The 11,573-nt window shown below is 56.4% G+C and carries 10 protein-coding genes; 8 read left to right on the top strand and 2 right to left on the bottom strand.

What is annotated here, in order from left to right; genetic code table 11:
- Window positions 1-29 precede the first annotated feature (29 nt).
- From CJD38_RS16645 to CJD38_RS16630, 4 genes are all read left to right on the top strand, one after another.
- Complete coding sequence (locus CJD38_RS16645) at window positions 30-791, top strand: SDR family NAD(P)-dependent oxidoreductase (protein ID WP_107941509.1); 762 nt, start codon at window positions 30-32, stop codon at window positions 789-791.
- 11 nt (window positions 792-802) lie between these two features.
- Window positions 803-1,909: a helix-turn-helix transcriptional regulator gene (locus CJD38_RS16640; RefSeq protein ID WP_107941508.1), complete on the top strand. Its 1,107-nt coding sequence runs from the start codon at window positions 803-805 to the stop codon at window positions 1,907-1,909.
- Between the two features lie 92 nt (window positions 1,910-2,001).
- Window positions 2,002-2,808 (top strand): SDR family NAD(P)-dependent oxidoreductase, encoded by an 807-nt coding sequence (locus tag CJD38_RS16635; RefSeq protein ID WP_107941507.1) that lies wholly within the window; start codon window positions 2,002-2,004, stop codon window positions 2,806-2,808.
- Window positions 2,809-2,826: 18 nt separating this feature from the next.
- Window positions 2,827-3,876: an NAD(P)H-dependent amine dehydrogenase family protein gene (locus tag CJD38_RS16630; protein WP_107941506.1), complete on the top strand. Its 1,050-nt coding sequence runs from the start codon at window positions 2,827-2,829 to the stop codon at window positions 3,874-3,876.
- Window positions 3,877-3,939: 63 nt separating this feature from the next.
- On the opposite strand, the gene CJD38_RS16625 is transcribed toward CJD38_RS16630, so the two are convergent.
- Window positions 3,940-5,043, bottom strand: coding sequence for an alpha/beta hydrolase (locus tag CJD38_RS16625; protein WP_107941505.1), 1,104 nt, complete (start codon window positions 5,041-5,043; stop codon window positions 3,940-3,942).
- 94 nt (window positions 5,044-5,137) lie between these two features.
- Window positions 5,138-6,190, bottom strand: coding sequence for an aldo/keto reductase (locus CJD38_RS16620; RefSeq protein WP_107941504.1), 1,053 nt, complete (start codon window positions 6,188-6,190; stop codon window positions 5,138-5,140).
- 419 nt (window positions 6,191-6,609) lie between these two features.
- On the opposite strand from CJD38_RS16620, the gene CJD38_RS16615 reads away from it, so the two are divergent.
- The 4 genes from CJD38_RS16615 to CJD38_RS16600 all read left to right on the top strand — a co-directional run bounded on the left by CJD38_RS16615 (window position 6,610) and on the right by CJD38_RS16600 (window position 11,573).
- Complete coding sequence (locus CJD38_RS16615) at window positions 6,610-7,347, top strand: SRPBCC family protein (RefSeq protein ID WP_107941503.1); 738 nt, start codon at window positions 6,610-6,612, stop codon at window positions 7,345-7,347.
- Entirely contained in the window at window positions 7,344-8,213 is an 870-nt protein-coding gene (locus tag CJD38_RS16610) for an FAD binding domain-containing protein (protein ID WP_107941502.1), read from the top strand. The genes CJD38_RS16615 and CJD38_RS16610 overlap by 4 nt, the downstream gene beginning before the upstream one ends.
- Window positions 8,214-8,349: 136 nt before the next feature.
- Entirely contained in the window at window positions 8,350-8,823 is a 474-nt protein-coding gene (locus tag CJD38_RS16605) for a (2Fe-2S)-binding protein (RefSeq protein ID WP_107941501.1), read from the top strand.
- The gene (locus CJD38_RS16600) at window positions 8,820-11,573 is read left to right on the top strand and encodes a xanthine dehydrogenase family protein molybdopterin-binding subunit (protein ID WP_107941500.1); all 2,754 of its coding nucleotides are present in this window, start codon (window positions 8,820-8,822) and stop codon (window positions 11,571-11,573) included. The genes CJD38_RS16605 and CJD38_RS16600 overlap by 4 nt, the downstream gene beginning before the upstream one ends.

Here is an 11,573-nt window from a genome sequence, read left to right as displayed (position 1 = left end):
CACCCGAGCTACTGGCCCCGAGGTTTGAAATGACGAAACGCTTTAGTAACCGAATCGTTCTAATCACTGGTGCAGCCGGTGGCATGGGCAAAGCCTTCGCAAAGAGTTTTGCAGAAGAAGGCGCCGCACTGGTTCTAACGGATGTCGATGAAGCCGGACTAGAGCAAACTACTGCCGAACTGAAATCTCAGGGCTTTACCTGCTCAAGCTATGTTGTCGACCTCGCTGTTGCACGTGAGGTCAAGGATTTCACCGTTCAAATCTGTAAGCGCTATCCCGAGCTAGATGTCCTCATTAATAATGCGGGCCTTGCCTACGGTGAAGTCGCTACCGGACTCGTCGATATCAGTCAGGAAAAGTGGCTGATTTATTTGTCTGTAAACACCGTTGCGCCATTGCTACTCGCACAAGGCCTACGCACCTCACTCGCCGCCGCCAAAGGCGTCGTACTCAATATCTCCTCGATGGCGAGTTATGTGCCGGGCACGGCCTACGGCGTCACCAAAGCTGCATTGAACGCAATGACCTTTGCGATGGCAGGCGCTTTTGGCAGCGACAACATTCGCGTCAACGCCATCGCGCCTGGCGTGATGGAAACGGAAGCAGTCAAGATGCAAATGTCTGCCGCAACTCATATGCGCATTCAGGCCCAGCAGATGCTGAACCTCAATGGCACGCCGGACGATATCGCCAAGCTGGCACTGTTCCTCGCCTCTGACGATGCACGCTTCATCACCAACGAAACCATTCTTTGCGATGCAGGTAACCGTATTCGTGGTTGGCGTCCTTAGTAAATAGCGGAATGCCGAAATCCGAACCGATGGACGATCTGTTGCTCGCGCTGCTCGACGGCGCGTTTGAGAATCCACCTTGGACAAAGTTTCTCGACTTGCTGCGCAAGCGCGTCGCTGCTGATTACGCGAGCCTCGTCTTCCGCCCACCGGGCATGCCGACCAACACGGTGTTCCATCTCTATTCCGGCAGGCGCTCACCACCGCATGTAGAGCAGCTCTACAAGGAAAGCTTCTTTGCGCGCGATCCGACGCCTTATCACGCGATGCGTGAGGGACGGATTTACAGTCTCAAAGAATTGCTACGCAAGGATGATCCAGCGAGCGCCGCTTACATTAAAGAAGTGATGGCACCCAGCGGCATGAACGCGATGCGCATGGTTCGCGTCGCTGAGACCAGTGGCGTCAGCGCTTGGCTGATTACCACGCGCACAAAGGGTGACTTCACCGGCAAAGACGAGACGCTACTCAGCGCACTCGTGCCGTATCTGCGCAGTGTCCTCCGCAACTTTGTAGCACTAGAGCGAGAGCGCACCAACGCGCTGCTCGCGAGCGAAGCCATTCAGCGACTCAACTACGGTTGGATTGCACTTGATGCCAACGCGCGTGTGCTGGAGACCGACGCGCAAGGAGAACTCATTCTTAAACGCTCAAAACTATTGCGTCGAGATACTGACGGCAGACTCGTCGCCAACACACGCCAGCAGACGCGAGAAATCGTTGCTGCGGTAAAGCTCATCGCCAATTCATCTGAAGCGCGCCCACGTGCGGTGGTGCTCTGTCGAGACCCTTGGCTGGACATGCTGCTGGTACGCGCGAATCGCGAAAGCGGTTCCGCCAGATCAGTGCCAGCGGTCGTGGTTTATGTGCATGGTGACAGCGCGCTGTCTGTCGACCGCTGCGAACAATTGGCGCAATTGTTTGACTTGCTGCCGAGTGAAAGTCGTCTGGCATTGGCATTGGGCCGCGGCATGAGCATTGCTGAAGCGGCAAATGAATTAGGCCTGACCGTGGAAACCGCTCGAACCTATTCCAAAAAGATTTACGCCAAGATGGGCGCCAGAAGCCAAGCCGACTTGGTGCGCTTCATTCATCGGAGCGTCTTGCTGATCGCATAACACGACGCCATGTCCCCATATGGGAATATGGCACGTCACCCGCCTGTGTGATCTTTAAAAGAGACACACAAATATAAAGACAGGGAGACAGCATGGATCTCAAACTCAAGGGCCGACGCGCAATCGTGACCGGCAGCAGCAGCGGCATTGGCGAAGGCATTGCCCGCATGCTCGCGCAAGAAGGTTGCGCAGTGATTGTTCACGGTCGAAATCGTGAACGCGCTGAAAAGGTCGCCGCTGAGATTAAGGCAGCAGGCGTTGCCATCGGCGACTTGTCTACAGACGAAGGCGCTGCGTCAGTTCATGCCGAAGCTATCGCTGCACTTGGCGGCAATATCGAAATTCTCGTCAATAACGCGGGCGGCAGCTCAACCGGAAATTCTTCGAAGAAGCCTGCCGACATCAGTATTGAAGACTGGATCTCGAACTACCACACCAACACGCTGGCAGCGGTTCGTCTGTGCCGCCTCTCAATACCTGAGATGGTCGCCAACAAGTTTGGGCGCGTCATTAATGTATCTAGTGCAGTTGCCGTGCAACCCAACAATCTGGGCGCAGATTATTCCGGCGCCAAAGCAGCGCTGAATAACTACACCGTCAGTCTCGCCGGCTCACTCAACGGCGTCGGCGTTACTGCCAACACCGTTTCGCCTGGCGTAGTGATGGTCGATGGCCTCATTCGTTTTGGGCGTAAACGCTACGGTGACGACAATCTGACGATCGAAGAAATCACCACAAAAATGGCGGCGGACAAGATCTTTCAATTGCCGCCAGCAGGCCGACTTGGCATTCCTGAAGACCTTGCAATCGTCACCTGCATGCTCGCCAGTCCGTTATCCGGTTTCATCACGGGCGCCAACTATCGCGTTGATGGCGGCCAGATCCGCTCGCTGAATTAATTCTCGGGAACTACAAACATGTCGCAGAAAAAATATCGCGTGATCCAATGGGCTACTGGCGTAGTCGGAAAAACCGCGCTCAAGCATTTCATTGAGAACCCGGTGATTGAACTGGTTGGCGTCTACGTCACCAATCCAGAGAAAGTGGGCAAGGATGCAGGCGAACTCGTTGGCCTTCCCGCCACCGGCGTGATCGCAACGAATGATGTCGAAAAGATCATCGCGCTTAATGCTGACTGCGTGCTGTTCTCGCCGCAGAGACAAGACGTCGACATGGTTTGTCGTCTGCTGCGCTCCGGCAAGAACGTGGTGTCACCCGCAGGTCCTTTCCTGCCGAACGAATGGTTTGCCGAAGCATTCGACAAGATTGATGCCGCCTGCCGCGAAGGTGGAACTTCGTATCACGGCTGCGGCATCCATCCAGGTTTCTCGGGAGACATTCTGCCACTCACATTGACGCGTTTGATGAATCGTATTGATCGCATCGAAATCATTGAAGTGATCGACAAGCTTAGAAACCCGATGATCTATGTCGAGGTGATGGGCTTCGGTCGTGATCCGGCTGAATTGCTCGCCAAACCAAGCCGCTCGCCAGAAGCGCCACGCCACTTCCAGCAATCAATGAACACGCTTGCAGAAGGGCTCGGCAAAAAAATCGAGAAGGTGACGACGAGACTCGAAGTCTCTGCAGCAACCGAAGATATCCCCTACCCCAACGGCGTCATCAAGAAAGGAACCGTTGCTGGTCAGCACTACGAATGGACTGGCTGGTGCGAAGGCGCGCCACTGATCGTGTATCACTTCTACTGGACGATGGGCGACAACGTCGAACCCAAATGGGACAACGGCGATAGCTGCTACCGCGCCGTGATTCACGGTGATCCACCGTTGGAACTGCGACTGATGGGCGGCGTTGAGTCTGATGGACGCAGACCGTTCCACGGCCTGCCTTGGACAGGTCTGCTTGGTGCCACCGCTGTTCCGGCTGTGTGCGATGCCAAACCCGGCGTGCTCACTCATATTGAGTTGGGTGTTGTACAACCACGCGGACTCGTGCGCCCAGCGTAGCCCGGGTGCAACCCGGGATTTTTTGCTGCAATTAAAAGCCCCGGGTTTCACCCGGGCTACTTTTTATTCTTTTCTTCCGGTGAAGGAATAAGTTCCGACAAAACCAGCCTTCACCTTTCCAGTCATCTCGCCGCCGTTGCGTTGAGCGGTGAACTCAAGCTTCATCTTGATCGGCTTGTCGATATGGCTGATCCAGATGATCGTGTCGCCATCTACTTTGACTTCAGTAATGGGCTTGGTCATTGCCGGTCCGAATGATTGAGTTCCGGATAGTGCGCCATTGATCGATTCGAAAATTGTTGTGCCCGCGACAGGTCCTGCGGGACCCTTCATTTTCAACGCCCATTTTCCTTCGAGCGTGGCCGGACCAGTACTCACACTCGGTGCCGGTTGCGCAACTACCGGTGCAAGTGTCGGTCGAGCATGAGGGACAGTAGCCGTTCCCTTTCCAATCAATCCAGCGAGTTCCATTAATGCGTCCGCAGTCCACTGCGGCTCTGAAATCATCAGATCATGCCCTGTATCAATCTCCCAATAGCGTCCCTCTGAGAGCGTCTTTTGCTTTTCGCGGGAGTCATCGTCCATGCGATAGCTGCATGAAATAAAGGACTGCGGAATTTTCCGAACTGCTGCTTCGTTCTTCAGCACCAGTTTCTGGTCGAAGCATTTCCAAGGGTGTGGTGTGAGCTTGGGCTTCATCCATTCAATCTGATCGGGCTCAGTCACCCCGAAGTAACTCAACGGGTCATCGCCGGGGAAGAGGATGAGTTCAATGCCGTTGACGATCCTCGCGGTCTGACGCGCTGCGAGCATGATCTCGCCAGCATGATCGACCAGTGACTGTCCGTTTTCTGGATACGCAGCATCGAGATAAACCAGATTGGCGATGCGATCACCCACTTGATCGGCAACACCTGTAATGATCATGCCGCCGTAGCTGTGACCAACAAGAATGAGGTCACGCAGGTCTTCGAATTCAATCGCCTTAACGATGTCAGTGATCTGCAGATTCATGTCGACCGCCGGACTGAGCAGATGCTCGCGCTCGCCAACACCGGTCATTGTTGGCGTGTACACCTCATGGCCATGCGACCTGAGGATCTTTGCGACAAATTGATAGCACCAGCCACCGTGCCCACCACCATGTACCAACATGTATGTCGCCATGATTCCTGCCCCGTAGGCTGGGTTGGCTTTATCAACCCAGCATTTTTATTACCTGATAGATGCTGGGTTTCGCTTCGCTCTACCCAGCCTACGTTTATCTCTTTGCGACTTTTACGCCACCGAACATTTTGCTCATGACATCGGAGGCGAGCATGGTGTGTGGAACGCCTAGGTCAATCTTGCTTGCTGCATCCAACTGCGCAATTTGATCGGCCCTGAAATTAACGTCTAGCGCACCGAGATTATCTTGGAGTTGCGCGAGCGTGCGAATGCCAAGAACGGGCGATGCAACTGCCGGATTCAGCAGCGTCCAAGCCAACGCAACCTGCGCTGAGCTGCAGTTCATTTCCTCTGCAACTTTTCTCACCGCGTCCGCGATAACAAGACTGTGATCACTCAGGCGACCGCTCGAAACATTCATGTCCTTGCGCGCACTGGCTTTGCTGGGCTCAGCGCCCGAGGTCAAATCTTTCTGTTGGTATTTTCCAGAGAGCACGCCTCCAGCCAATGGCGACCACGGCAAAACGCCCAAGCCCATTTCACGTGCCATTGGCAGCAGGTCGCGCTCGCCGCTACGTTCCGCCAAGCTATACGAAATTTGCAGCGCAACCAGCGGACTCCAACCACGCAGTTCAGCAATCGCCTGCATACGCGACGCCTGCCATGCGGGCGTGTTGGAGAGACCGATGTATTGAACCTTGCCCGAGCGAACCAGATCGTCGAAGGCGCGCAAGATTTCCTCGACGGGTGTGCGCGCATCCCAAGCGTGCAGATACAACAGGTCAATGTGATCCGTCTCCAACCGTCGCAAACTTTCTTCGACCGACTGCATCATGTTCTTGCGATGATTGCCGCAGGCATTCGGATCGCCCGGGCTCATCGTCAGGGAATACTTGGTGGCGATGACGAAACGGTTACGTCGATTACGCACCAGCTTGCCAACCACGCGCTCGGATTCACCATTGGCGTAGAAGTTAGCAGTGTCGATTGAATTGCCGCCGCTCTCGGCATAAAGGCCTAAGATTTTTTCAGCTTCAGCGGCGTCGCAACCCCATGACTGCTGCACGCCGAAGGTCATGGTGCCTAGCGCCAGCGGAGAAACTCTGAGGCCTGAGCGGCCTAGCAGGCGGTAGTCATCAAGCTGCATGGATATTCATTTCCTTAAACTTGCTTGTTTCCCTCTCCCCGCTTGCGGGGAGAGGGTCAGGGTGAGGGGCTATTCGCAAACGGCGCGCCCTTTCCAACCACCCCTCACCCCAGCCCTCTCCCCACATTCGTAGGGAGAGGGAGTCAGAGATATCGCGCCTCTAGGGATGCACTCCCAGCTCCGCTACTGCGTAAGCAGGATGTAAACGCAGTTTCCGCACCGTAGCTTAGGAAGCGCTCCATGGTCGCCACAATGCGAAGTTCCCGGTAGGACAAGAGTGCCTGCCTATCGCGGCAACACCAGACGGGACTCCATGGCGGAGGTCATGGACAATGAGATTGGAACCATAACAACGACTAGCGCCTGCACGAGCAGGCCCGCATTACCGCCCAATAGATTATTCGCAGAGATATCGAATCATGCAGATGAACGGACAGCAGCAGATTTCCGCAACGCGACAGCAGGTCTGGGAAGCGTTGAACGATCCCGAAGTGCTCAAGCGCTGCATTCCCGGCTGCCAGTCACTCGCCAAAGAATCTGACACGCGATTAGTCGCGACAGTTGAGATCAAGATCGGACCTATCGGCGCACGCTTCAACGGCACCGTCGAGCTGTCCGACATCAACGCACCAGACTCTTACACCATGACCATCGAAGGTCAGGGCGGCACGGTGGGTTCGGTTAAAAGCATTGCCAAAGTAAAACTCTCAGACGGCGGCGAAGGCATCACCATTTTGTCGTACGACGTCGATGCGCTTGTCAGTGGTCGCCTTGCACAACTCGGCGGTCCGATCATGGACGCCACTGCCAAACAATTGGCTGCGCGCTTCTTTGGTCAGTTCGGCAAAGTCATCGCCGGACCAGAGCCCGTCGCAGCAGGCGCCGCAAAAGCACGCGGCACGCGCGCCACTGGTACGGCATCGGCAGCAAGCGGTTCGCCAATCGTTTGGCTGCTCACATTGGTTGTCGCTTCACTCGTCGGCTATCTCGTCGGCCACAGCGGCAGCGCAGAACATTCGGATTGGATGGGCATTGCGATCGGCACGCTGCTGTTGATTGTCGGCGCTGCAGGCTTTGAATTCGGCCGCCGCTCCGGCACCACCAACATCACACTCGACGCCGACCTGCTTGCACGTCTGTTGGAGGGCAAGCGGTGAAACCGGCACCGTTCGACTACTTGGCACCGTCGTCGATCGCCGAAGCCTGCCAGCTGCTGAGTGAAGCTGGCGGTGGCGCAACGATACTTGCTGGCGGTCAAACGCTAATGCCGCTGCTCGCACTACGCATGAGTCAGCCTTTTATCCTGATCGACATCACGCGCATCGCCGCCCTCAAAGGCGTAACGCGCAACGCAGGCATTACGCGCATCGGTCCGATCCTGCGTCAGAACGAAGCCATTGCCGATCCAACGCTCGCACAAGCGCAGCCACTGATCGTCACCGCAACACGTCACGTTGGTCATCATCAGACGCGCAATCGCGGCACCATTGGTGGATCGATTGCGCTTGGCGAACCCGCAGCAGAATTGCCTGCAACTTCAGTTGCACTCGGCGCCTCGCTTGAACTGACGTCAACACGCGGCACGCGCCGCATTGCTGCAGAAGAATTTTATTTCGGGCCCTACGCCACAGCGCTGGAACCGGATGAGCTACTCACTGGCATCCATGTGCCTGAGTGGCAGAGCGGCACCGTCTGGATGTTCCGCGAAATTTCACAGCGCCCCGGTGATTTTGGACTCGTCGGTTTGACCGGCGCACTCACCGTAAAAGACGGGCGCATCGAACGCGCAGGCATTGCCTGGTTTGGCATGGGCCCAACGCCAATCAAAGCACGACAGGTTGAAGCAGCGTTACTCGGTCAATCCATCAACACGCTGGATCCACGCGCACTCGCAGAACTTGCGATTGCCGATACCGCGCCATTCGATGATCACCACGCCAGCGCCGAATATCGTCGCACGGTTGGCAAGCGTGTCTTTGCAAGTGCTTTAAGCGAGACCTTGAATTTGAGGGCTGCCGCATGAATGCACGCCACCAGAATCTGCAGTTCCCTCTCCCCGCCTGCGGGGAGAGGGCCAGGGTGAGGGGCCTCTTTCAAACAGTCCCTCACCCCGCCCCTCTCCCCACGTCCGTGGGGAGAGGGAGACAAGAGACAAACGCATGAGCCAGCACCAAATTAATCTCACCATCAACGGCCGCCCACACTGCTCGACAGTCGAAGGCCGTTTAACGCTCAGTGATTTCCTTCGTGGCGATGCTGGTTACACCGGCGTTCATGTGGGCTGCGAACACGGCGTCTGCGGCGCATGCACGGTCATCGTTGACGGTAATGCTGTGCGTTCATGCTTGATGCTTGCGGTGCAAGCGGATGGCAGCAAGATCACCACCGTCGAGGGCCTTGCAGCTGATGACGGCACGCTGCATCCCGTGCAGCAAGCGATGAAAGATGAGTGCGCGCTGCAATGTGGTTTCTGCACGCCAGGCATCGTGATGACGCTCACTGCATTGACCAACTGCGCCAACAAACCCAGCGGCGACACGCTCGTTCAGGCCATGTCCGGACACATCTGTCGCTGCACCGGCTATCAAGGCATCAAGCGTGCGGCGATGAAACTCGGCGGAGATGCCGCATGAGTGCGACTGAAACTCCAGCAGCACCGGGCGTCTACATCGGCCAACGTGTTCCACGCAAAGAAGATGCGCGCCTGCTGACCGGCAAAGGTGTTTACGTTGATGACGTCAGCGTGGCCGGCATGTTGCACGTCGCCTTCCATCGCAGCCCGATTGCACGCGGCAACATCAAATCGATTGATCTGTCTGTCGCCAAGCAACTGCCCGGCGTTCATGCCGTGCTGATCGCCGCTGATTTGGCGCGCTACAAAGTCGACATGCTGAGCTTCTTCCTCGCCGCGCCAGTCGTACCAGTGCCGGTGCTGGCAATCGACTGCGTACGTTACGTTGGTGATCCCATCGCGATTATCATCGCAGAAGATCGTTACATTGCTGAAGACGCTGCAGGTCTTATCACCGTCGTCTACGACGAAGAAGATCCGGTGGTGACGATGGACGAAGCCAAGACTGGCGCACTCGTCCATCCACAAACAGATTCCAACATCGCTGCCGCAACCGGCACCGAAGATCCAGACGAAGAACTCGAAGCACTACTCAACAACGCGCCACATCTGGAAACCGTTGAGTTCAAGCACCAACGCATCGCGCAGTCGCCGATGGAAACGCGTGGCGTGGTCTCTGCTCCGCAAGGCGCGGAAGAACTCACGATCTATCTCTCCTGCCAAGGTCCGCAGTTGAATGCACGTTGGTTCGCGCAGGCCTTCGGCATGCCGCAGACCTCAATCCGCGTCATCTCCAAAGATGTCGGCGGTTCATTCGGCCTGAAGGGTCAGCCTTGGCGTGAAGAAGTCGCAACGGTGCTTGCATCAATGCTACTCAAGCGTCCGCTGAAGTGGATTGAAGACCGTCTCGAAAACCTCACCTCCGCCTGTCAGGCCCGCGAACAGGAAATCAAACTGCGCGCCGCGTTCGACAAAGAAGGCAATCTCATCGCCTCCCACGCCGAATACAGCATCAACAACGGTGCGTATCCGCAAGGCGCAGACAGCAACATCGCGGTGATGATGTTTATCTGGGGCGCGCACAAGCTGCCGAAGTTCGATTTCTATTCGCGTGGCTGGTTCACAAATACAGTGGGTCTCTCGGCTTATCGTGGCCCGTGGGCAATTGAGTCGCTGACGCGCGAAGTCCTGCTGGATCGCGCTGCACGCAAGCTTGGCATCGACGCGGTTGAACTGCGCAAGCGCACTCTGCTTAGACGAGAAGATCAGCCCTGCACCACCAATATGGGATTGGAACTGGAAGACATCAGCCCAGCTGAATGTCTTGATGTGCTGCTGACGAAAGTTGATGTCACTGCCTTCCGCATCGAGCAAGCTGAAGCACGCAAACAGGGCCGGTATCTTGGCCTTGGCATTGCAACGTATATCGAGCCAACCGCAGGCAGCACCGGCATCGCCGTGCTCATCAGCGAGTCCGCACACATTCGTATCGAGCCTACCGGCAAGATTAGTGCAGTCGTCTCAACGCATTCACAAGGCCACGGCACGCAGACGACGATGGCGCAGGTGGTTGCTGAAACACTCGGCGTTAAATTTGATGACGTCAGCATCCATGAAGACGACAGCTCACGCGGAGGCTATGGCTCAGGTGCGTATGGCAGCCGTCAGGCAGTCGCAGGCGGCGGTGCATGCATCGGTGCAGCCAAGTTACTGGTCGACAAGATCAAGAAAGCAGCCGCGCATCTGCTCAACACCACGCCAGAAAATATTTCGATGCGCGAAGGCATCATCACGGTCTCTGGCGACAAACCACAGAGCGTGACGCTGCGCGATCTCGCGGACATCGCTTACGGCGAACCCGAGCGTTTGCCTGAAGGCATGGAAGCTGGCCTAGAAGTACAGTTCCGCTATCGTCCACCACCCATCACAATGACCAGTGCGGCGCATGCCTGCATCGTTGAAGTGGATGCAGACACCGGCTTCGTCAAGATCAAGCGCTGGGTATCGAGCGAAGACTGCGGCGTGATGATCAATCCTTCCGTTGTTGAAGGCCAGATCGCAGGTGGTCTCGCGCAAGGCATTGGCAGCGTCTTGATGGAACAGGTGTCCTTCGACGCACGCGGTAATCCAACGGCAGTGACGTACAAGGATTACATGCTGCCAACAATCTTTGACGTGCCTACCTTCGAATACAACCACGACGCCTCAATGCCTTCGAAGGCAGATGGCGGATTCCGTGGCGTGGGTGAAGGCGGCTGCATCGTCGGCCCTCCAACATTGGTTAACGCGATTGCTGATGCGCTCGCACCGTTCGGCGAAATCAAACTTGAATTCCCGATGACGCCGACGCGCTTGCTGGCGCACATAGAAGGCCGCCCCGAGATTGCCGAGCACGCTAAGCCTGTCGTTGCACCTGTACCAGAACCAACTGTTGCCACGACGCCAACAGTGGCACCTGTGCAAAACGTGTTCTCGCCATCAGCGCCGCAAGAACAGATCGCAGCACCTGCTGCAGTGCAGATCGACGGCAACTGGAAGTTCGTGCTCTCGACGCCACTCGGCCCACAAGCCTTCACCGGCCGTATGAGCACCGACGGCAACAACCTCACCGGCGTGTTCATCATGAACATGGACGAGGCGCACTTCACCGGCACCTTCAAAGGCAACCACCTCGTGTGGGATCTGAAAGTAACCAAGCCGATGAAGATTACGCTGAAGTACGAAGCACATATCGACGGCGACAAGCTGCTCGGCAAGTGCAAGATGGGTATCTTCGGCACCGCCAAGCTTGTTGGCGAACGCATTCCATAA

Origin of the sequence: Stenotrophobium rhamnosiphilum, from assembly GCF_003052265.1 — a bacterium.
In the GTDB taxonomy this organism is placed as follows: domain Bacteria; phylum Pseudomonadota; class Gammaproteobacteria; order Nevskiales; family Nevskiaceae; genus Stenotrophobium; species Stenotrophobium rhamnosiphilum.
The sequence above is the reverse complement of the archived record's forward strand: the minus strand, read 5'-3'. Positions and strand labels throughout refer to the sequence as shown.

Bases quoted from the DNA above. Each gene is read 5' to 3' on its own strand.
- CJD38_RS16620 (WP_107941504.1), bottom strand. From the start codon at position 6,190: ATGCAGCTTGATGACTACCGCCTGCTAGGCCGCTCAGGCCTCAGAGTT.
- CJD38_RS16645 (WP_107941509.1), top strand. From the start codon at position 30: ATGACGAAACGCTTTAGTAACCGAATCGTTCTAATCACTGGTGCAGCC.
- CJD38_RS16605 (WP_107941501.1), top strand. From the start codon at position 8,350: ATGAGCCAGCACCAAATTAATCTCACCATCAACGGCCGCCCACACTGC.
- CJD38_RS16625 (WP_107941505.1), bottom strand. From the start codon at position 5,043: ATGGCGACATACATGTTGGTACATGGTGGTGGGCACGGTGGCTGGTGC.
- CJD38_RS16615 (WP_107941503.1), top strand. From the start codon at position 6,610: ATGCAGATGAACGGACAGCAGCAGATTTCCGCAACGCGACAGCAGGTC.
- CJD38_RS16630 (WP_107941506.1), top strand. From the start codon at position 2,827: ATGTCGCAGAAAAAATATCGCGTGATCCAATGGGCTACTGGCGTAGTC.
- CJD38_RS16640 (WP_107941508.1), top strand. From the start codon at position 803: ATGCCGAAATCCGAACCGATGGACGATCTGTTGCTCGCGCTGCTCGAC.
- CJD38_RS16600 (WP_107941500.1), top strand. From the start codon at position 8,820: ATGAGTGCGACTGAAACTCCAGCAGCACCGGGCGTCTACATCGGCCAA.
- CJD38_RS16635 (WP_107941507.1), top strand. From the start codon at position 2,002: ATGGATCTCAAACTCAAGGGCCGACGCGCAATCGTGACCGGCAGCAGC.